Consider the following 18,861-nt stretch of genomic DNA (forward strand, 5'->3'; position numbering starts at 1 on the left):
GCCGACAGTGGCGGGACCATCGGCCCTTCTGCGCTTCCTGGCCCCGGATTAAGATCACCGCGGGTGGCACCCCGGCGTCTGGCGCACCAGGCACCGAATCGACAGAGAACCAGAAGGACACGGAGGGCAACCATGGGCGGAGTAGTGCATTTCGAGATTCCCGCGGACGACCAGATGAGGGCAAGGAAGTTCTACCAGGAGGCCTTGGGCTGGCGGATCGAACCGGTGCCGGGCATGGATTACAGCATGGTCATCACCACGGACATGGACGACGCCGGCCAGTCAACAACGCCAGGGGCCATCAACGGCGGGATGATGGCCCGCGAAGGACAGATCACCAGCCCGGTCATCACCATCGATGTGCCGGATATCGACTCAACACTGAAGTCCGTCGAGGAATCCGGCGGTTCGGTCCTGATACCCAAGAACGAAGTTCCCGGCATGGGCTTCACGGCCTACTTCAAGGATCCCGAGGGCAATGTGTTGGGCCTGTGGGAGAACCTTCCCGGAAACGAGGGCGGCGCATAGCATGCGCCCGCGCCCGGGCAGCAGGACGCGCCCTTGAGTACGGTCATCCAGGTGCTTGCAGTCATCACCGGGATAACCCTTATCACTGTGGGCCTGCTGGAAGCTTTCCGGTACACGGACCAGCGCCTCCATCCCATCTTCCTGATCAGGCCGGAAGATACTTCAGCGGTGCGCCTTTGGACCATCAACGTGGGGTTCTACAACATCGTCTGGGGTTTGTTCGGGATATCCGGGGTGGTCCTCGCCAATGCCGGCCAGGTCACGGTGGGCCGAACCATCGTGGCCATGATGTCCATTGCCCACGCCATCCTCGGCGTCGTGCTGATCATCAGTGAACCCCGGCTGTGGATCAGCGGCATCGGCCAGGCGTTCCTCCCTGCCGTAATCCTCTGGCTGATGTTCGTGGGATAAGCCGTGCCCTTGCTCAGGGCATCCCGGACACGGCCCACAGTGCCAGCACCGCGAGCGGCACAGTCAGGACCAACGCCACCAGTCCCGCCGCTGCGAACCCGCCCCACCTGATGGGCACGTTCAATACCCGGAGCCGCTCATGCCACAGCAGGGTGGCCAGCGACGCCCACGGCGTCACCAGCGGTCCCAGGTTGACCCCGATCAGCAGTGCGGCGAGCCTGGCGGGCGACCCCGCCACCGGTTCCAGGGCCAGGTAGGCGGGAAGGTTGTTGGCCGCGTTCGCCGCCCCGGCGCCCAGGCCGGCCAGCTGCAGGAGGGCAGGCAGGCTGTCCCCGGTCCCGGCCACCCCCGCCAGCAGGGTGGTGAGGCCGTGCGCGTGCAGGGCCTCCATCAGCATGAACAGCCCAACCGTCAGCATCAGCGGCCGCCAGGGCACCATGGACCACCGCAGGGCCGAGGGCCGGCGCCGGAGGAAGACCGCCACCAGGACGGCGGCGGCGGCCAGTGCCGGGTACTGGACCGGCAGTCCGGACACCAGCGCGGGCAGCAGGACCACCAGCGTGATCCCCGCGGCTTTCAGCAGGGTCCGGTCGCGGACAGGACGGGCAGGCTGGGGACCGTAGGTTCCGCGCAGGTCCCGCCGGAACGCCAGCCGCAGCAGGGCAAGCGGGACCAGCAGGCCAACCAGGGCCGGAGCCCACACCAGCCCCGCGAAGCGCCACGGGCTCAGGCCCAACCGGTCCTGCGCCAGGAGGTTGGTCAGGTTGGACACCGGCAGCAGCAGGGAAGCGGTATTGGCCAGCCAGATGCTGGTCAGCGCGAACGGCAGTGGAGGGATCCGGGCGTGGACGGCTAGGAGGACAACCACGGGTGTCACCAGCACCGCGGTGGTGTCCAGGGACAGGAACACGGTGGCCACCGTGGCCACTGCCACCACCAGCAGCCACAGGGTGAAAACGCGGCCCTTGCCCAGGGCGGCCAAGCGGTCCGTCACCACCCGGAAAAGTCCTGCCTCGTCCACCAGTTCGGTCACCAGGGACATGGCCAGCACGAAAGCCAGGATGGGAATGGTGCGTCCGGCCAGTTCGCCGAAGGCCGTGAGGGGGAGGGCACCGACGGCGAGGGTGGCCAGGCCTGCCGCCAGGGTTGCGCCGGGCAGCAGGTAGCTGCGGGTGGCTTTCAGCCATGCGAACTGCATCACCGGGCTATCCTCGCATCCCGAGCGGGGAACGGCCTGCAGGAAGCGGTAGCTTTGTATCTATGAAGTACGCCCAGTCCATCCTGGACCTCATCGGCAATACGCCGCTCATCAAACTGAACCACGTGACCGACGGGATCAAAGCCACCGTCCTGGTCAAACTGGAGTACCTGAATCCCGGCGGGTCCATCAAGGACCGCATCGCGGCGCAGATGATCGAGGACGCCGAACGCGAGGGCAAGCTGAAGCCGGGCGGCACGATCGTGGAGCCGACGTCCGGCAACACCGGCGTTGGCCTGGCCCTGGTGGCGCAGCAAAAGGGCTACAAGTGCGTCTTCGTGGTCCCGGACAAGGTAGGCGAGGACAAGCGTGCCGTGCTGCAGGCCTACGGCGCCGAAGTGGTGGTCACGCCCACCTCCGTTCCACCGGACAGCCCGCAAAGCTACTACGGCGTCTCGGACCGGATCACCCGCGAGACCCCGGGCGCCTTCAAGCCGGACCAGTTCTCCAACCCTGCCGCGCCCGGCAGCCACTACAAGACCACTGGCCCGGAGATCTGGCGGGACACCGAGGGCAAGGTCACGCACTGCGTCATCGGCGCCGGTACCGGCGGCACCATCACCGGGACCGGCCGGTACCTCAAGGAGGTTTCGGCTGACAGGCCGGAGTCCGACGGCGGGGTGGTCCGGATCATCGGCGCGGACCCGGAAGGTTCTGTCTACTCAGGCGGCACCGGGCGTCCGTACTTCGTGGAGGGCGTCGGGGAGGACATGTGGCCGGCGAATTACGACAAGACCATCCCTGACGACGTCATCGCGGTCTCCGATGCTGACTCGTTTGCCATGACCCGGCGCCTGGCGCGGGAGGAGGGCCTGCTGGTGGGCGGTTCCTCCGGCATGGCCGTGGTAGCTGCACTGCAGGCGGCCAAGGACCTGCCGGAGAGCGCCGTCGTCGTGGTCATCCTGCCCGACTCCGGACGCGGCTACCTGGCCAAGATCTTCAACGACCAGTGGATGCGCTCCTACGGATTCCTCTCCGGCGGCGAGGAAACCTCCGTGGGGGAGGTCATCAAATCCAAGAACGGCGAACTGCCGGACCTGGTGCACATCCACCCCAACGAGTCGGTGCGCGACGTCATCAACATCATGAACGAGTTCGGCGTCAGCCACATCCCGGTCCTCTCACAGGAACCGCCCGTGGTCATGGGTGAGGTCCTGGGCGCCGTGGATGAGCGCACCCTGACCGCCAAGCTGTTCCGCGGCGAAGCGAAGCTGACGGACAAGATCTCCGAACACATGGGACCCAAGCTTCCCGTGATCGGCTCACTGGAAACCATCTCCGCGGCCCGGGAACTGCTCTCGGACGCGGACACCCTGATGGTCACGTTCGTGGGCGCCCCCGTGGGCATCCTCACCCGGCACGACCTGCTGGCCTACCTCAGCAACTGATCTGCGCTACCCAAAAGGAGCATTATGACTGCCTCTGGAAACCAAGGTTTCAACACCCGCGCCGTCCACGCCGGCCAGGCCTTCGAGCCCCGCACCGGCGCGGTGGTTCCGCCTCTGCACTTCAGTTCCACCTACGCCCAGGACGGCATCGGCGGCCTGCGCAGCGGCTACGAATACGGGCGCGGCGGCAACCCCACGCGGGACGCGCTGCAGGAACAGCTTGCGGCGCTGGAACTGGGCACCCACGCCTACAGCTTCAGTTCCGGGCTCGCCGCGGAGGACGCCCTCATCCGCGCGCTCACCCGCCCCGGCGACCACATTGTGCTGGGCAACGACGCCTACGGCGGCACCTACCGGCTCATCAGCCGGGTGCTGGGGGACTGGGGGATCGGCAACACTCCGGTGGACATGGCCAACCTTGACCGGGTCCGCCATGCGGTGGCCGCGCACAAGACCCGGTTCGTGTGGGTGGAAACGCCGTCCAACCCGCTGATGAAGATCACCGACATTGTGGCGCTCGCCGACATCGCGCACGACGCCGGGGCCCTCCTGGTGGTCGACAACACCTTCGCGTCCCCCTACCTCCAGAACCCGCTCGCCCTCGGTGCCGACGTGGTGGTCCACTCCACCACCAAGTACATCGGCGGCCACTCCGACGTCGTGGGTGGGGCCGTCGTGGTCAAGGACGCGGAGCTGGCGGAGAAGATCGGCTTCGTGCAGTTCGCCGTCGGTGCGGTGTCCGGCCCCATGGATGCGTTCCTCACCACCCGCGGCCTGAAGACCCTGGGCGTGCGGATGGACCGGCACAGCGAGAACGGGCAGGCCGTGGCCGAGTGGCTGCTGGAGCGCCCCGAGGTGGAGGCTGTCCTGTACCCGGGCCTGCCGGACCACCCGGGCCACGAGCTCGCCAAAAAGCAGATGCGCAAGTTCGGCGGCATGGTCTCCGTCCAGTTCAAGGGCGGTGAGGCAGCTGCCCGCAAGGTGGCCGAGTCCACCTCCGTGTTCACCCTGGCGGAGTCCCTCGGCGGCATCGAGTCGCTCATGAACTACCCGTCCGAAATGACCCACGCTTCGGTCAAGGGCACGGAACTGGCCGTTCCCGTGAACCTGCTGCGCCTGTCCTGCGGCATTGAGGACAAGGAAGACCTGATCGCGGACCTGGACCAGGCCTTCTCGAATATCCCGTAATCCACCCCCGCGAGATGCCAGTTAACGGCGACGTTCACGTGCGGGACTGCCCTTAAGCGGCATCTCCCGAAAGGTATGGCTTTCTTGAAGAAAGTCAGCTAGCGTTCCGGGTATGCCTCTTCGATCCGACTGGTCCCGACGCAACTGCAGCATGGCCCGCGGGTTGGACATCCTGGGTGACCCCTGGTCCATCCTGGTCCTCCGCGAGGTCTTCTTCGGCAACGGGCGCTTCGACGCCATGAAGTGCCGGCTGGAGGTGGCGGACTCGGTGCTCACCAAACGGCTGGCAGGCCTGGTGGCATCGGGCCTGCTCGAGAAGAAGGCTTACGACGACGGCGGCCGCACCCGCCAGGAGTACGTCCTCACCCCCAAGGGCGAAGACGCGCTGCCGGTCCTGAACGCGGTCACGCTCTGGGCGGAAAAGCACCTGCCCGCACCCTCCGACCAGGCGCACCTGTATGTCATCCATTCAGGCTGCGGCAAAGCCACCAGCTCGGCGGATACCTGCACCGAATGCGGAGAACGGCTCACCGCGGCGAACACTAGCTGGCACAGCCGCTCCCGGTCCGAACAGCCCATCCGGCTGTCCACCGCAGCAGGGAACGGAACGGCCGCATGAGCGCCCTGCCCGGGGAAACAGCGGACACGGCCTCGCTGCACACCCCGCGGGGTCCGCGCCGCCGCCTGCATCCTGCCTGGATCGTCGCCGCCGTCGCGTTCATGGCGCTGGTGGGCGCGGCAGGCTTCCGGGCTGCACCCGGCGTCCTCATGGTCCCGCTCCAGCAGGAGTTTGGCTGGTCCACCACGGTCCTGTCCTCTGCGGTCAGCATCAACCTGGTCCTCTTCGGCCTGACCGCCCCGTTCGCGGCCGCCCTGATGGAACGCTTCGGCATCCGGGCGGTGACGGCCACCGCCCTGGTCCTGATCGGCATGGGCAGCGCCCTGACCGTCCTGGTAAACCAGTCCTGGCAGATCCTGCTGACCTGGGGCCTGCTGATCGGGCTCGGTACGGGCTCCATGGCCCTGGTCTTCGCCGCCACCATCGCCAACACGTGGTTCACCAAAAGCCGCGGGCTGGTGATTGGCATCCTCACTGCCGGCAGCGCCGCCGGACAGCTGGTCTTCCTGCCCTTCATCGCCATGCTCGCCCAGGACCCCGGCTGGCGGCAGGCATCGCTGCTGATCGCCGCCGGCGCCCTGGCCGTGGTCCCGCTGGTGCTGAAGTTCCTCAAAAACTCGCCGGCCGACGTCGGGGTGCTGCCGTATGGAGCTGCGCCGGTGGACGTCGAGGCGAAAGAAGCCGCACCAGTGCCGGACAGCGGCCCCCGCACCAACGCTGCCGTCCGTGCGCTGCAGGTGCTCCGGCGCGCCAGCAAGGTCAGGACCTTCTGGGCCCTCGCGGCGGGGTTCGCCATCTGCGGCGCAACCACCAACGGCCTGATCGGCACGCACTTCATCCCCTCCGCGCACGACCACGGCATGCCCGAAACCACTGCCGCGGGACTGCTGGCCGTCGTCGGGATCTTTGACATCATCGGGACCATCGCCTCGGGCTGGCTGACGGACCGGTTCAACCCCCGCGTCCTGCTGGCTGTCTACTACCAGTTCCGCGGGATCGGCCTGCTGGTGCTTCCGCTGCTGCTGAATGCCGAGGTCCAGCCCAGCATGATCGTGTTCGTGGTGATCTACGGGCTGGACTGGGTGGCCACCGTTCCACCCACTGCAGCCATCTGCCGCGAAACGTTCGGAGCTGACGGCAGCGTGGTCTTCGGCTGGGTCTTTGCAGCGCACCAGCTTGGCGCGGCAGCCGCCGCCATTGCCGCCGGAGCCCTCCGTGACGCGACCGGGCACTACGCCTACGCCTGGTTCGGCGCGGCCGCGATGTGCACCATCGCGGCGGTCATCAGCGCGACCATCCGCCGGCACCACAGCCCGCGGGACGCGGCGCCCGCCGCGGCCTGAATCGCGGCGCCGCTAGGCTGGTCGGATGGAACCCCTCGCGCCGGCCCCTGCCCGCCCCATTGCCCTGGTCACCGGTGTGGGCCGGCTGGCCGGCATCGGCGCGGGAATTGCCCGCCGGCTTGCGGCGGACGGCTGGGACCTGGTCCTGTCCTACTGGGCCGAGTACGACGCCCGAATGCCGTGGGGGAGCGAACCCGAAGACGTGGTCCGGCTGACCGCGGAGCTGGAAGCCATTGGCGCCAAGGTCCACGTCCTGTCCGCCGACCTCCAGGATCCCGGCGTCCCGGACCGGCTCATGGCCGAGGCCGTTCAGCTGTCCGGACCGCTGCAGGGCCTGGTGCTCAGCCACGCGGAGTCGGTTGACTCCGGCGTGCTGGACACCACCGTGGAGTCCTTCGACCGGCATTTCGCGGTCAACACCCGCGCCAGCTGGCAGCTCATTGCCGCGTTCGCGCGGCAGGCAACGGACGACGGCGGCGCGATCGTTGCGCTGACCAGCGACCACACAGCGTTCAACCTTCCCTACGGAGCCTCGAAGGGGGCGCTGGACAGGATCGTGATTGCTGCCGCCCGCGAGCTGGGTCCGCAGGGGATTTCGGCGAACGTCATCAACCCTGGCCCGGTGGATACCGGCTGGATGACCCCGGAAGTTCGTGAAGAGCTCACGGCGCAGCAGCCGGGCGGCCGTTTGGGCACCCCCGCGGATGTTGCCGGAACCGTGGCCTTCCTGCTTTCACCCGCCGGCCGCTGGGTGTCCGGGCAGCTGGTCAAGGCCGACGGCGGTTTCTCCGCCTGACCACCCCAGTTGGGGCAGGCGATCAGTGGAAGGCGCCCAAGCCCGTGATGTGCCGGCCCAGGACCAGGGTGTGCACCTCGTCGGTACCCTCATAAGTCCGGACCGATTCCAGGTTCGCGGCGTGCCGCAGCGGCGAGTAGTCCGTGGTGATGCCGTTGCCGCCCAGGATGGAGCGGGCGTCGCGGGCGATCCTGATGGCCTCGCGGACGTTGTTCAGCTTGCCCAGCGAGATTTGCTCGGGCCGGATGGTCCCCGCGTCTTTGAGCCGGCCCAGGTGCAGCGCCAGCAGGGTGCCCTTCTGGATCTCCACCAGCATGTCCACCAGCTTCTGCTGCGTGAGCTGGTAGCCTGCCAGCGGCTTGCCGAACTGCAGCCGCCCCAGCGAATATTCCAGCGCCGCCTCGTAGGAATCGCGGGCGGCGCCCATGGCACCCCAGGCGATCCCGTACCTGGCCTCGTTCAGGCAGGTGAACGGGCCGCGCAGCCCCCGTGCACCCGGCAGCAGGGCCTCCGGACCCAGCCGGACGCCGTCGAACACCACATCGCACTGGATGGAGGCGCGCATGGACAGTTTCTGTTGGATGGGCGTGGCTGTGACGCCAGGGGTTCCGGCCGGCACCAGGAAGCCGTGCACGCCGTCGTCCGTCATGGCCCACACCACCATCACGCCGGCCACGGAGGCCAGCCCGATCCAGCGCTTGGTGCCGTTGAGCACCCAGCCGGCGTCGTCCCCGCTGCCATCCTTTGTGGCGTAGGTGGCCATGGAGGCGGGGTCCGAGCCGGCCGTTGGCTCTGTCAGGGCGAAGCAGCCGATCACCTCGCCGGCGGCCATCCGGGGCAGCCACTCCTGCTTCTGCTCCTCGGAGCCCCAGGTGTGGATGGCGGTCATGGCCAGCGAACCCTGGACGGACACGAAGGTGCGGATGCCGGAGTCGCCGGCCTCCAGTTCCATCGCAGCGAGGCCGTACTCGACGGCGGACCGGCCCGGGCAGCCATAGCCCTCCAGGTGCATGCCCAGGACGCCGAGTTCGCCCAGTTCCGTCGCCAGCTCCAGGGGAAAGACGGCTTCCTCATACCAGCGGGCTATATCCGGCTTGATCCGCTGCCGGGTGAAGTCACGGACCTTCTGCCGGAGCTCCAGTTCCTCCGCCGACAGAAGGGAATCGAGGTCCAGGATGTCCGATGATGCGGCGGTCATAGCTTCTCCTCAAAGTAAGCGCGGGTGGCGGGCAGGAACCGGCAGGCGGCGGCCAGGACGACGCCGAGGGCCAGCAGGACCACGCCGCTGACGAAAGCGCCGCCGACGCCGAAGATCCGGGTGTCGCCGTAGGCCGGGTCCCACATCTGGACTGCCGAGATGAAGAACGCGGCGGTCAGCAGCAGCGCCCCGGCCAGGGGAAGTATGCCGCGGAACCAGAGGTTCCGGGCCGAGTCCCGGAGCGTTCCGCGGAAGTACCAGAAGCAGGCGTACCCGGTGAGGGCGTAGTAGAACGCGATGAACAGGCTGATGGCGCTGATGGAGTCGGCCAGCAGGTTCTCGCTCAGGAAGCTCATGGCCACGTAGTAGGCAGCGGCTGCCCCGCCCATCACCTTGGTGGAAAAACCCGGGGTCTGGTTGCGCGGGTGCACCTCGGCGAATTTGGCCGGCAGCGCGCCGTGCACACCCATGGACAGGGTGCCGCGGGCGGTGGGCAGGATGGTGGTCTGCGTGGAGGACAGCACCGATGCCAGCACGGCAACGACGATCAGCCATCCCCACGGCCCCAGCACCACATCCTTCATGGCCAGGAACACGTCGTCCTGGTTGGCCTCGTTGCCCAGACCGATGCCCTCGGACCCCACGGTGGCGTACATCATCACCAGCAGCGCCACCGAAACGTAGATGGCCACCAGCACGAAAGCGGAGATGACCGCGCCACGGCCCGGCGTGGTGGACGGGTCCTCGGTTTCCTCGTTGACCGCCAGGCAGGTGTCCCAGCCCCAATAGATGAACAGGGCAAGGAGGGCGCCGTGCACCACGGCGCCGGGCTCGGCAAAAGCGCCCACCGGGTTGAACCATTCGAAGTCGAAGGCCTGGCCCTCCGGCGCCCCGCCCACGATCCGCATGACGATTGCCAGGGCAAAGATGCCCAGCGCAATGTACTGGACGTACGTCAGGACCCGCTGGACGTGCTCACCCAGCCGGATCCCGCGGTAGTTCACCAGGGTCATCAGCACGATGAAGAGCAGGCCGGTCCCGGTGACCAGCAGTTTGTTTTGTGCCAGGGATCCGTCACCCACCAACAGCCACAGGTACTGGCCTGCCACCTGCGCCAGGTTGGCCAGGACCACGACCCCGGCCAGCGCCACGCCCCAGCCGCCCAGCCAGCCGGCCCAGGGGCCGAAGGCCTGACGGGACCAGGTGAACGTGGTGCCACAGTCCGGGATGGCACTGTTCAGCTCCCTGAAGGCGTAGGCAATGAACAGGACCGGAACGAAGCCCAGCAGGAGGATCAGCGGTGTGTAGTTGCCGTTGACGGCAACGATCAGGCCCAGGGTGGCGGCCAGCGAGTACACCGGGGCGGTGGAGGCCAGCCCCAGCATCACGGAGTCGCCCAGGTCCAGGATCCCTGCCCGCAGCCCCTTGCCCGGGACGGGGGTGCCACCCCCGCCGCCGTGGCTTCCCGCCGTCGTCATGTCCGTGCTCATAGGATGATTCCTGCCTTGGTGGAGCCGGCCACCGCGGAAAGCGGAGCCGGCGCGTCAATGGTGTTGGGGACAAAGCGGCAGAAATAGTCCGTCACCGGCCCGTCCGATTCCCGGATGCCGCAGCCCACGGATTCACCGTCCACCACCCACAGGCCCAGGACGGGGCGGTTGCCGTCGAAGTCAGGGAGCGGGTGGTACTGCTGGTAGCACCAGCCCTCCCGGCCGTACCCGCCAGGCTGCTCCAGCGTGAGGCCCTCAGCGTGGATGCGGATGTTGTCGCCTTCCCGGCCGTGAAGGGGCTTGGCCACCCACTCTTTCAGCGGCCCCGGGTCAGTGAGGTAGGCCGGCAGCAGGTTGGGGTGGTTGGGGTAGAGGTGCCACAGAGCCGCGAGCAGGGCCTTGTTGGAGAGCAGCATCTTCCAGGCCGGTTCCACCCACCGCGGGTTGTGGGCGCGCTCCAGCAGCCGGGGGCCGAACTCCTCCTTCATCATCAGCTCCCAGGGGTACAGCTTGAAGATGGTGCTGATCATGAAGTTGTCCAGGTCCACGAACCGGTTCAGGTTGGGGTCCCATCCAATATCGGACATATTGATGCCGATGGTGGTCCACCCGGCCTGGCTGGCAACGTCGCGCATGTAGGCGGCGGTCATCCAGTCCTCGCCGGACTCCTCCACCTCGGAATGGGCAACGTGCAAGGTGCTCATCCCGGTGCGGTACTGGAATTTCTTCCACTGCCGGATCAAGGCCTCATGGATGCCGTTCCATTGATCCTTCTCCGGATGGACATCCTGCAGCCAGAACCATTGGGCCACGGCGGCTTCGATCAGGCCTGTGGGCGTGTCCGCGTTGTATTCGAGCATCTTGGCCGGGCCGCCCTGGCCGTCGTAGATAAAGTCGAACCGGCCGTAGACGTCCACGTCGCCGGCCTGCAGGGATTCGGCGGCCAGTTCCAGGGCCTGCGGGCCGATGCCTATGCTGCCCATGGCCCCGGTGGCAAGGAACTTGGCGGCCTCCAGGCACATCCGGTGCATTTCCTCGGCGGCGAGCTCCAGGGTTTCCACCTCGTCCATGGTGAACTCGTAGTAGGCCGACTCGTTCCAGTATTCAATCCGGCGCCCGTCATCCATGGTGGTGGAGGAAAAGACCAGGCCCTGCTCTTCGATCTTCTGCTTCCAGCCCTGCCGGGGCTCGCTTGCCAGCCTCTTCACATCAGCCCCCCGAGACCTTTCCACCGCCGCTTGTGCCGCTCTTCGCGCTTGAACCGAACCCGCCGCGGCTGACCGTGCCGCCCTTGCTGCTGTAGCCCGTGGACGCCTTGGCGCCGCTGGGGATGGTACGGGAGTAGCCGGGTGAGGTGGACCTGTTCTGGCCGATTGCCGGAACGCTGGCCCCGCGGGAGTAGAAGTACCAGGCGTAAAGGCCGCCACCGCGGCCCGCGGAACTGTCACAGCTGTTGTCCGCCACGCGCTCGCCGGTTTCTTCGTTGAAGCAGACCTGGGCGTAGTCGGGGTCGTCCTCGTTGCTGGCAACCACCGCCGTGATGGTGCCGGCCAGCAGAGCGGTCACGCCCAGGCCCACCACCACGGTGCGCCGCTGGGAGCGCTTCTTGCGCGCTGCCGCCTGGTTGAGCTGCTTTTCCCGCTCGCGCGCGAACGGATCCACGGGGGTGACGGGTTCGTTGAGGAGTTCGGGACGCAGGTCCGGCTTGGGTACCTGCCAGGGCGGTGGCTTGGCGGTGCTGCCGGTGTCACTGCTGCCGTTGCCCGCCGGCCCGTTTTCCGGTTCCTCGTTTGGGCCTTTCTGGTCCGAGTCCACGGCGTCCCCCCTCAATTGGTCGCACGGTTTGGGCGCAGCACTGCACCCCCAAATGCAAGTCTCGAATCAGCGTAGTCCCTGCAGGAACAGCCTGCGAGCGGAATTACCCGCGGCTGCGGGGGAGACCTGCCCATTGCCGGCGCGTGGGGCCCTGTGCTGGAAATCCCTAGACTGGTCCCATGGAATCCGGTTCTGTCCTTGCCGTCTGCCGCGTCCACCAGCTCCTGCGGGATGGGGGCAGCGTGGGCGTCACGGCCATCGACAAGCGCCCGGTGAATGGTCCGGTCAAGGTACACAAGCTGGGGCTGCGCGGCGATATCCAGGCCAACAGAACCCACCACGGCGGGGAGGACCAGGCCGTATACGCCTACTCACAGGCCGACGCCGACTACTGGGCCGACGCCCTGGGGCGGGAGCTGCCCGCGGGCTTCTTCGGCGAGAACCTGCGGATCTCCGGCATCGAGGCCACCCACGCGGTCATCGGGGAGCGCTGGACGGTGGGCGCCGGCGTCGAACTTGAGGTGACGTCTCCACGCACGCCCTGCGCCACTTTCCAGCGGCGGATGAAGGAACCCCAGTGGGTGAAGCGCTTCACCGACGAAGGACGGGTGGGAACATACCTGCGTGTCCTCCGCACCGGCAGCATCCAGGCCGGCGACACCATCGAGCGCACGTTCGTCCCGCGCCATGGGGTCACCATTGGCAAGTGGTTCAGTGAGCCGGACGCGGACCTCATTGCGGTCCTTCGCGGGGCAGAGGCCGACGGCGAGATCCGGCTCCAGGACGAATACCACACCAAGTTCGAGGTGCTGTTGCGGCGGCTGGGACGGTGACACCCGCCCGCCGTCGCTGCTGTGCGGCGGGCTGTGTGCGCAAGCTCACCCGCCGTCGTCGGCCGTTCAATTTCCGGTCCGCGGCGTCCGTGCCCTACACTGGAAACATCCCCCACTCCGGAAATCCCTTTTTCCTGCCCAATTCTTGAGGCAGGACTGGCAAGTGTTGGGGCCCGCGCAAGCGATGCGGGCATTTTCATAGGGAGAGCCGGCTAAAGAAAACGCTGTACAGACTGCTGGGATAGCAGCCAAGAGATGCAGCGCGAAGTCCTGCCATGGGATTGCGAAAGCGCCGGACTTCTGTGACCGGCCGGTCAACGTTTGCCCGGCACCATCGGCACGTGTACTGCGGCTCCGCTCACCTCGGGTAGTGCCGCCTGGCCCCCTATGGATGAGGAATAAATCCCTATGCCCGAAAACCAGAACGAAACCACCGCTGTTATCGAGGACGCCCCCGTGGCTGCCGCCGAGGCTCCCGTAACCGCTCCCGCCGCTGAAGCCCCTGCTGCTGAGGCTCCCGCTGCTGAGGCGCCTGCCACGGCCGCCCCTGCCGCGGACGAAGACGAAAACACCGTCAAGTTCGCCGACCTCGGCATCGACGGCCGAGTCCTGGCCGCCCTGCAGGACGTCGGGTACGAGAAGCCGTCCCCCATCCAGGCCGCCACCATCCCGCTGCTGCTTGAAGGCCGCGACGTGGTGGGCCTGGCCCAGACCGGCACCGGTAAGACTGCAGCATTCGCAGTACCGGCACTGTCCCGCCTGGCCGAGCTCCACGACCTCAACGGCCCCTCCCGCAAGACCCAGGCCCTGGTCCTGGCCCCCACCCGCGAGCTGGCGCTGCAGGTTGCCGAGGCCTTCACCTCCTACGCCAAGCACATTGACGACTTCACCGTCCTGCCGGTCTACGGCGGCTCCGCCTACGGGCCCCAGCTGGCGGGCCTTCGCCGCGGCGCCCAGGTGGTTGTGGGTACCCCCGGCCGCGTGATCGACCACATCTCCAAGGGTTCCCTGGACCTGTCCGAACTCCAGTACCTGGTGCTGGACGAGGCTGACGAGATGCTGCGGATGGGCTTCGCCGAAGACGTGGAGCAGATCTTCCAGCAGACCCCGGAGGACCGCCAGGTGGCGCTGTTCTCGGCCACCATGCCGGGCCAGATCCGCCGGATGTCCAAGCAGTACCTCAACAATCCGGCTGAGGTCCAGGTCAAGTCCAAGACCACCACCGGAGCCAACACCCGGCAGCGGTACCTACAGATCATGGGCCCGCAGAAGCTGGACGCGCTGACCCGCATCCTTGAGGTGGAAGACTTCGACGGCGTCATCGCTTTCGTGCGGACCAAGATGGCCACCGAGGACCTGGCTGACAAGCTGAAGTCCCGCGGATTCCAGGCTGCCGCCATCAACGGCGACATCCCGCAGCAGCAGCGCGAGCGCACCGTTGACGCGCTGAAGGAAGGCCGGATCGACATCCTGGTGGCCACCGACGTCGCCGCCCGTGGCCTTGACGTCGAGCGGATCAGCCACGTCATCAACTACGACATCCCGCATGACACCGAGTCCTATGTGCACCGCATCGGCCGCACGGGCCGTGCCGGCCGTTCCGGCGAGGCGATCCTGTTCATGACGCCACGGGAGAAGTACCTGCTGCGTTCCATCGAAAAGGCCACCCGCCAGCCGGTGGAACAGATGCACCTGCCCACGGCCGAGACCGTGAATACGCTGCGCCTGGGCAAGTTCGCCGAGCGCATCACCGAGACCCTCGCCTCCGAGGACGTCGCGGCGTTCCGCGACCTCATCGCCTCCTACGAGGAAGAGCACAACGTCCCGGCAGCGGAGATCGCTGCGGCCCTTGCCGTCATGGCGCAGGGCGGCCAGCCGCTGCTGGTCAAGGAACTGCCCGCCGCTCCAGAATTCCAGAAGCGCGAACGCTCCAAGGACGGCTTCGGCTCACGTGGGCCGACCCGTGCGCTGACCGAGGGCAACGCCACCTACCGCATCGCAGTGGGCCGCCGCCAGCGCGTCATGCCCGGCTCGATCGTGGGCGCCATCGCCAACGAGGGTGGCATCTCCTCCGCACAGATCGGCGGCATCGACATCCGCTCGGACCACTCCCTGGTGGAGCTGCCCGCGGACCTGAGCCAGGAACAGCTGCGCGCGCTGTCCCGCACCCGGATCGGCGGCGAGCTGATCCACCTCGAGCTGGACAACGGCCGCAAGCCCTCCGGCGACCGCGGCGCCTACCAGGGCAACCGCGGCGGCAATTTCAAGGGCAACGGCGGCTTCAAGAAGGAGTTCCGCAAAAACGACGGCGAGCGGTCCTCGGCTGACCGTGGCGGCCGTTCCTACAGCGAGCGTTCCTTCAGCGACCGCGGCCAGGCCGGGGACTCCCGCTTCGGCGGCCACGGCGACGGTTCCCGCAAGCCCCGCAGCGGCGGCGACAGCGGACACCGTGACTTCAACCGCAAGGGCAAGTGGTAAACACTTCCGCGCGTTGAGCAAATGACGACGACGATGGGCCGGCTTTCGAGCCGGCCCATCGGCATTTAACCCGAAGCCAGGATGTGGGGCTGGACACATTCCGGTCCCGGCATAGAGGGAAGGGGCCTCTCAAAGGTCCATCCCGGCGTCGGCAGCTGTGCCCTCACGGCCCCGCCAGCCCCGGAATTCCGGGGAAAGTGCCGCTTTGGAGGTCCCGGCAACGGGTGCCATTCCAGGCGCGCGGAGGGCCTGAATGCCGATTTGTTGGTGCGGAAATCTTCGGGTAGAGTTTTTACTCGTTGCCCCCCTAGCTCAGTGGTAGAGCGCGTTCTTGGTAAGAACGAGGTCACCGGATCGATTCCGGTGGGGGGCTCTGAATGAGGGCCTGCGTCAAGGCGGTTTTGACCGGCTTGACGCAGGTTTTTCTCATTCGTGGCGGTGTAGCTCAGTTGGTTAGAGCGCACGACTCATAATCGTGAGGTCGGGAGATCGAGCCTCCCCACCGCTACCGGGCAGGCCCCCGGAATCCTTGAGATTCCGGGGGTTTTCCTGTTTCCCGCATTTGCAGTAGCTTGGCAGCAACTGCGGATGGGGGATTCGGTGGACGTTTTTGCGGCGGTCATGGAGCCGTTCCGATGGATAGTTTCGGTCGTCATGGCGGGGTTCCACGACTGGCTGGGTGCGGCGGGGATGCCGCCGGGGGACGGCTGGACCTGGACGTTGTCCATCGTCGGGCTGGTGCTGGTGATCCGGGCGGTGTTGATTCCCGTGTTCCTGGCGCAGGTCCGGGCCCAGCGCCGGATGCGGCTCCTGCAGCCGGAGCTGCAGGAGCTCCAGGAGCGGTTCAAGGGCCGGACGGACCCGGTGTCGCGGCAGGCCATGGCGCAGGAACAGATGGCCCTGTACAAGAAGCACGGCACCAACCCGTTCTCTGCCTGCCTCCCGCTGCTGATCCAGGCGCCGTTCTTCCTGGCCCTCTTCCAGGTTCTGTCCGGACTCTCCGGCGCCTCGCCGCGGGGCGAAGGCATCGGAGCCCTGGACCACGGGCAGGTGGTCCAGTTCGCGTCCGCCGGCATTTTCGGGGCGCCCCTCTCGGCGTCCCTCCTGCATGGGGGCGGTGACCCCGCCGCCGTGGCCGTCCTCGCCGTCGCCATGATCCTGGTGATGATCACCTGCCAGTTCCTCACGCAGAAACTCGTGGCGGCACGGACCTTGGCGGGGCAGGACACGGATAGCCCGTTGATGCGCCAGCAGCGGATTCTCCTCTACCTGCTCCCGCTGGTTTTCGGTGTGGGCGGGATCTTCTTCCCTATCGGCGTCCTGGTCTACTGGACGGTCTCCAACCTCTGGACGCTGGCCCAGCAGTTCCTGGTGTCGCGCCGACCGTGATTGGCGGGTCAGTGGCCGGCCAGCGCCTGCGACTGCTCCTTCAGGAATTCGGTGACCGACTTCGGGTTGATCCCGCGCTGGCGCAAGGGTTTGTCATCCCAGGTGGCCTCCTCAATATCCGAGGCCAACCCGACGCCCAGTGCAGAAGCCATGGCGTCGTTCCTGCGTTTCAACATAAGCGTGGCCATCCGCGCCACAGGACGGGGCATGCGCTGCACCTTCAGGGGACGGTGCGCCAGTTCCCCCGCGATGCCGATGATCTCCTTCTTGGTCAGAGGCTCGGGTCCGCCCACGTCGATCTGCGCCGGCGGATCGGGCTCCAGTGCCACGGCGGCGAGGAGAACGGCAATGTCCCCGGTGGACACCAGCCGACGGCGGTTGTCGCCCTTGCCGATGACGCCTGCCTTTCCCGCCGCGAGGTCGAACCGTGCGGCGGGGCTGAGCTGGACTTCCTGCAGTCCGTCGGAACGTACCACTACGGTCCGCATGGGTGAGTTCGCCAGGCGGCGCTCAATGGTGAGCTTGGCCTGTTCCAGCGGGGTCCGGAGGCTGGCGCTGCCGATCGGGAAGGACAGGTAGACAAAGCGCTGCACGCCGGCGGCTTCCGCGGCGTCGACAAGGTGGCCCATTCCCACTTCGTCGACGTCCCGGATGGTAGCGGAACTGGTCCCCGCGAACCGGCGGCTTATCGCCGTTGCCGTGGCAATCACTGTGTCCGCGCCCTCGCACGCGGGCGGCAGCGTGGCAGGTTCGGTGAGGTCTCCGCGCACCACTTCCGCGCCGATCGCCCGGAGTGGCGAATCGTCCGTTTGGCGCCGGACCAGGCAGCGGACCTCCTGTCCGGAAGCGCGCAGCCGTTTTGCCACCCGGCCGCCCAGGTCACCCGTTGCCCCGACCAGGAGGATCATGGCCGTGCTCCTTCCGTGCCTGCTCCGGTGACGGCCTGGACCGCGGCATCCACGTCCGCCGTGTCCTTTTCGACAGGCTCCAGGTAGAACCTCACCGCCGCAATCCGGTCGCTGCGGACGCTGAAGATTGCCACGCCGGCCTGCTCGACGGCGCTGCCGTCCAGGCGGGTGCCGCGCGATCCCCATTCGACCCAGACCTTGCCGCCGGTGCCGGTTGCCGAGTCCAGCACGGTCACGGTCATGTCGGGGATCCCTGCGAACAGTGCGGACCAGTTCTTCCGCACCTGTGCGCTTCCGGTGAAGCTGCGGGCCGGGTGGTTGGGGGTGATATTGACGTAATCGTCTGCGAACTCGGCCAGCATGGCATCGAGGTCGCGCCGCTGTGTTGCGGAAAACATTCGGCGCACAGGGCCGTCTGGGAGGCGGTCCACGCCGTCTGGCGTGTCCATGGAAATGCTCCTTGGTGCCTCGCCGGGCGAGGCTGTGACCTGTTAGATTGATTTCAATACAGTTAGCTGTATTGATTGGAGTTTAAGACCGCATGCAGAGCCCAGTCAATGCCTCCGGGAAACGCCCCGCAAGGCGAAGTTATGACGCACGGCGGCGCCGGCAGCTCGCTGCGGAGTCGCTGCACAGCGTCCGGACGCACGCCAGGGAGCTCTTCCTTACCCAGGGTTTCGGGGCGACCACGATTGCGCAGATTGCCCGCGCTGCCGGCGTCTCCGCCGAGTCGGTCTACAAGAACTTTGGCAGCAAAGCGGGGCTGGTCCGCGCCATCTACGAGGAGAGCCTCCTCGGCGCCGGCGGACCGCCGGCCGAGCAGAGGTCCGATCTCGCCCAGAAAACCGAGTCGGACCCCGTACGCCTGATGGAGCGGTTCGGCCGGTTCACCACGGAGATCAGTCCCATTGGAGCCCCGGTCTACCTTCTGATCAGGGACGCGGCGGCCAGCGGGAACGCCTCCATGGCGGCACTGCTGCGGGACGTGGACGAGGCCCGTTACCGCCGGATGCTGCACAATGCCCGGCAGCTGGTGGGCAGGGGGCTTCTCAGGGCCGGCCTCACCGAAGCCGAGGCTGCCGACGTCATGTTCACCTCCACCGCCGCCGAACTCTACGAAACGTTGGTGATCAAGCGGGAATGGTCCGCCGAACGCTACGGCACCTTCATCGCCCGGACCCTGGCGGCGAACCTGCTGTAATCCCTACCGGCCCGCGAT

Annotated in this window: 18 protein-coding genes and 2 tRNA genes; 13 read left to right on the top strand and 7 right to left on the bottom strand. The window is 67.2% G+C overall.

Features of this window, described 5'->3' with window-relative positions; genetic code table 11:
- The first annotated feature begins 132 nt into the window (after positions 1-132).
- Positions 133-528: a VOC family protein gene (locus tag NIBR502771_RS10420; RefSeq protein ID WP_141159696.1), complete on the top strand. Its 396-nt coding sequence runs from the start codon at positions 133-135 to the stop codon at positions 526-528.
- Positions 529-561: 33 nt separating this feature from the next.
- On the top strand, positions 562-939 hold the full coding sequence (locus NIBR502771_RS10425; RefSeq protein ID WP_141159697.1) for a DUF1304 family protein: 378 nt from the start codon (positions 562-564) through the stop codon (positions 937-939).
- A 13-nt stretch (positions 940-952) separates the two neighbouring features.
- Here the strand turns inward: NIBR502771_RS10425 and NIBR502771_RS10430 are convergent, their stop codons facing one another.
- Complete coding sequence (locus NIBR502771_RS10430; RefSeq protein WP_141161510.1) at positions 953-2,137, bottom strand: SLC13 family permease; 1,185 nt, start codon at positions 2,135-2,137, stop codon at positions 953-955.
- Between the two features lie 62 nt (positions 2,138-2,199).
- Here NIBR502771_RS10430 and NIBR502771_RS10435 point away from each other — a divergent pair, with 62 nt between their 5' ends.
- The 5 genes from NIBR502771_RS10435 to NIBR502771_RS10455 all read left to right on the top strand — a co-directional run bounded on the left by NIBR502771_RS10435 (position 2,200) and on the right by NIBR502771_RS10455 (position 7,531).
- Complete coding sequence (locus NIBR502771_RS10435) at positions 2,200-3,585, top strand: cystathionine beta-synthase (protein ID WP_141159698.1); 1,386 nt, start codon at positions 2,200-2,202, stop codon at positions 3,583-3,585.
- A gap of 24 nt (positions 3,586-3,609) precedes the next feature.
- Complete coding sequence (locus tag NIBR502771_RS10440; protein WP_141159699.1) at positions 3,610-4,773, top strand: cystathionine gamma-synthase; 1,164 nt, start codon at positions 3,610-3,612, stop codon at positions 4,771-4,773.
- A gap of 112 nt (positions 4,774-4,885) precedes the next feature.
- Positions 4,886-5,392, top strand: coding sequence for a helix-turn-helix domain-containing protein (locus NIBR502771_RS10445; RefSeq protein WP_141159700.1), 507 nt, complete (start codon positions 4,886-4,888; stop codon positions 5,390-5,392).
- Positions 5,389-6,735: an MFS transporter gene (locus tag NIBR502771_RS10450; protein ID WP_141159701.1), complete on the top strand. Its 1,347-nt coding sequence runs from the start codon at positions 5,389-5,391 to the stop codon at positions 6,733-6,735. The genes NIBR502771_RS10445 and NIBR502771_RS10450 overlap by 4 nt, the downstream gene beginning before the upstream one ends.
- Positions 6,736-6,760: 25 nt before the next feature.
- The gene (locus NIBR502771_RS10455) at positions 6,761-7,531 is read left to right on the top strand and encodes an SDR family oxidoreductase (RefSeq protein ID WP_141159702.1); all 771 of its coding nucleotides are present in this window, start codon (positions 6,761-6,763) and stop codon (positions 7,529-7,531) included.
- A 22-nt stretch (positions 7,532-7,553) separates the two neighbouring features.
- On the opposite strand, the gene NIBR502771_RS10460 is transcribed toward NIBR502771_RS10455, so the two are convergent.
- The 4 genes from NIBR502771_RS10460 to NIBR502771_RS10475 are packed head-to-tail and all read right to left on the bottom strand — an operon-like array spanning position 7,554 to position 12,034.
- Entirely contained in the window at positions 7,554-8,729 is a 1,176-nt protein-coding gene (locus tag NIBR502771_RS10460; RefSeq protein ID WP_141159703.1) for an acyl-CoA dehydrogenase family protein, read from the bottom strand.
- Positions 8,726-10,219, bottom strand: coding sequence for an APC family permease (locus NIBR502771_RS10465; protein ID WP_141159704.1), 1,494 nt, complete (start codon positions 10,217-10,219; stop codon positions 8,726-8,728). Before NIBR502771_RS10465 ends, NIBR502771_RS10460 begins: the two co-directional genes overlap by 4 nt.
- Positions 10,216-11,427, bottom strand: coding sequence for a glutathionylspermidine synthase family protein (locus NIBR502771_RS10470; RefSeq protein WP_141159705.1), 1,212 nt, complete (start codon positions 11,425-11,427; stop codon positions 10,216-10,218). Before NIBR502771_RS10470 ends, NIBR502771_RS10465 begins: the two co-directional genes overlap by 4 nt.
- Before the next feature lies 1 nt (position 11,428).
- Positions 11,429-12,034, bottom strand: coding sequence for a Tat pathway signal protein (locus NIBR502771_RS10475; RefSeq protein ID WP_141159706.1), 606 nt, complete (start codon positions 12,032-12,034; stop codon positions 11,429-11,431).
- A 179-nt stretch (positions 12,035-12,213) separates the two neighbouring features.
- Between NIBR502771_RS10475 and NIBR502771_RS10480 the strand changes: the two genes are divergently transcribed.
- The 5 genes from NIBR502771_RS10480 (at position 12,214) to yidC (ending at position 16,734) form a co-directional block, all read left to right on the top strand.
- The gene (locus NIBR502771_RS10480; RefSeq protein ID WP_141159707.1) at positions 12,214-12,867 is read left to right on the top strand and encodes an MOSC domain-containing protein; all 654 of its coding nucleotides are present in this window, start codon (positions 12,214-12,216) and stop codon (positions 12,865-12,867) included.
- 408 nt (positions 12,868-13,275) lie between these two features.
- A complete protein-coding gene (locus tag NIBR502771_RS10485; RefSeq protein WP_141159708.1) occupies positions 13,276-15,345 on the top strand; it encodes a DEAD/DEAH box helicase in 2,070 nt (689 codons plus the stop codon).
- A gap of 301 nt (positions 15,346-15,646) precedes the next feature.
- Positions 15,647-15,718, top strand: a tRNA-Thr gene (locus NIBR502771_RS10490).
- A 61-nt stretch (positions 15,719-15,779) separates the two neighbouring features.
- A tRNA-Met gene (locus tag NIBR502771_RS10495) sits at positions 15,780-15,853 on the top strand.
- 80 nt (positions 15,854-15,933) lie between these two features.
- Positions 15,934-16,734: a membrane protein insertase YidC gene (gene yidC, locus NIBR502771_RS10500; RefSeq protein WP_141159709.1), complete on the top strand. Its 801-nt coding sequence runs from the start codon at positions 15,934-15,936 to the stop codon at positions 16,732-16,734.
- A gap of 8 nt (positions 16,735-16,742) precedes the next feature.
- Here yidC and NIBR502771_RS10505 read toward each other — a convergent pair whose 3' ends face one another.
- Both NIBR502771_RS10505 and NIBR502771_RS10510 read right to left on the bottom strand, forming a co-directional pair.
- A complete protein-coding gene (locus NIBR502771_RS10505; RefSeq protein ID WP_141159710.1) occupies positions 16,743-17,642 on the bottom strand; it encodes an SDR family oxidoreductase in 900 nt (299 codons plus the stop codon).
- Positions 17,639-18,091, bottom strand: coding sequence for a nuclear transport factor 2 family protein (locus tag NIBR502771_RS10510; RefSeq protein ID WP_141159711.1), 453 nt, complete (start codon positions 18,089-18,091; stop codon positions 17,639-17,641). Before NIBR502771_RS10510 ends, NIBR502771_RS10505 begins: the two co-directional genes overlap by 4 nt.
- Before the next feature lie 92 nt (positions 18,092-18,183).
- Here NIBR502771_RS10510 and NIBR502771_RS10515 point away from each other — a divergent pair, with 92 nt between their 5' ends.
- Complete coding sequence (locus NIBR502771_RS10515) at positions 18,184-18,843, top strand: TetR/AcrR family transcriptional regulator (protein ID WP_141159712.1); 660 nt, start codon at positions 18,184-18,186, stop codon at positions 18,841-18,843.
- Positions 18,844-18,861 lie beyond the last annotated feature (18 nt).

The organism is Pseudarthrobacter sp. NIBRBAC000502771 (genome assembly GCF_006517215.1).
GTDB classification, from domain to species: domain Bacteria; phylum Actinomycetota; class Actinomycetes; order Actinomycetales; family Micrococcaceae; genus Arthrobacter; species Arthrobacter niigatensis.

Coding starts and splice junctions, on each gene's coding strand:
- NIBR502771_RS10420 (WP_141159696.1), top strand. CDS start 133: ATGGGCGGAGTAGTGCATTTCGAGATTCCCGCGGACGACCAGATGAGG.
- NIBR502771_RS10430 (WP_141161510.1), bottom strand. CDS start 2,137: ATGCAGTTCGCATGGCTGAAAGCCACCCGCAGCTACCTGCTGCCCGGC.
- NIBR502771_RS10435 (WP_141159698.1), top strand. CDS start 2,200: ATGAAGTACGCCCAGTCCATCCTGGACCTCATCGGCAATACGCCGCTC.
- NIBR502771_RS10440 (WP_141159699.1), top strand. CDS start 3,610: ATGACTGCCTCTGGAAACCAAGGTTTCAACACCCGCGCCGTCCACGCC.
- NIBR502771_RS10445 (WP_141159700.1), top strand. CDS start 4,886: ATGCCTCTTCGATCCGACTGGTCCCGACGCAACTGCAGCATGGCCCGC.
- NIBR502771_RS10450 (WP_141159701.1), top strand. CDS start 5,389: ATGAGCGCCCTGCCCGGGGAAACAGCGGACACGGCCTCGCTGCACACC.
- NIBR502771_RS10455 (WP_141159702.1), top strand. CDS start 6,761: ATGGAACCCCTCGCGCCGGCCCCTGCCCGCCCCATTGCCCTGGTCACC.
- NIBR502771_RS10460 (WP_141159703.1), bottom strand. CDS start 8,729: ATGACCGCCGCATCATCGGACATCCTGGACCTCGATTCCCTTCTGTCG.
- NIBR502771_RS10465 (WP_141159704.1), bottom strand. CDS start 10,219: ATGAGCACGGACATGACGACGGCGGGAAGCCACGGCGGCGGGGGTGGC.
- NIBR502771_RS10480 (WP_141159707.1), top strand. CDS start 12,214: ATGGAATCCGGTTCTGTCCTTGCCGTCTGCCGCGTCCACCAGCTCCTG.
- NIBR502771_RS10485 (WP_141159708.1), top strand. CDS start 13,276: ATGCCCGAAAACCAGAACGAAACCACCGCTGTTATCGAGGACGCCCCC.
- yidC (WP_141159709.1), top strand. CDS start 15,934: ATGGGGGATTCGGTGGACGTTTTTGCGGCGGTCATGGAGCCGTTCCGA.
- NIBR502771_RS10505 (WP_141159710.1), bottom strand. CDS start 17,642: ATGATCCTCCTGGTCGGGGCAACGGGTGACCTGGGCGGCCGGGTGGCA.
- NIBR502771_RS10510 (WP_141159711.1), bottom strand. CDS start 18,091: ATGGACACGCCAGACGGCGTGGACCGCCTCCCAGACGGCCCTGTGCGC.
- NIBR502771_RS10515 (WP_141159712.1), top strand. CDS start 18,184: ATGCAGAGCCCAGTCAATGCCTCCGGGAAACGCCCCGCAAGGCGAAGT.